This window comes from Phenylobacterium soli, from assembly GCF_003254475.1.
In the GTDB taxonomy this organism is placed as follows: Bacteria; Pseudomonadota; Alphaproteobacteria; order Caulobacterales; family Caulobacteraceae; genus Phenylobacterium; species Phenylobacterium soli.
This window is the reverse complement of record NZ_QFYQ01000014.1, coordinates 1-452: the sequence shown is the minus strand read 5'-3', so window position 1 is coordinate 452 and position 452 is coordinate 1. Positions and strand designations below refer to the sequence as shown.

General features: G+C 72.1%; 1 protein-coding gene. It reads left to right on the top strand.

Features of this window, described 5'->3' with window-relative positions:
- Positions 1 to 260 (top strand): NAD(P)/FAD-dependent oxidoreductase (locus DJ017_RS19930; RefSeq protein ID WP_193540015.1); only part of this gene is annotated, 260 nt, incomplete at its 5' end.
- Between the last annotated feature and the right edge of the window lie 192 nt (positions 261 to 452).

Below are 452 nucleotides of genomic sequence, written 5' to 3'. Positions count from 1 at the left end.
CCGGCCCACTGGCCCGCGCCATCAAGGCCGCGCCCCTGAAGCTCACCGGTGTCCAAGGCCTGGACCGGGCGATCTCCAGCGCCGGGGGCGTGGCTCTGGAGGCCGTCGACGCGGACCTGATGCTCTCCGCCCGCCCTGGCGTCTTCGTGGCCGGCGAGATGCTGGACTGGGAAGCGCCGACGGGCGGCTACCTCCTCCAGGCCAGCTTCGCTACCGGCGTGGCGGCGGCGCAAGGCGCCCTGCGCCGCCTAGAGGCTTAGCGGCCCACGATCTGCGAGATCAGTCCGCTGGCCAGCGCCCCGGCCAGGCGGGGTGCTCGCGGCGCTCGGCCCTTGGAACGCCCGAGCTGCACCTTGGCCTCCTGCGCCTGTTGCGGCAGGATGCACGCCGTATTTGGGGGAGCTTACCGGTGAAATCTGTGATTGTGGCCGCTGCTGCGAGCGGCCTGCTAC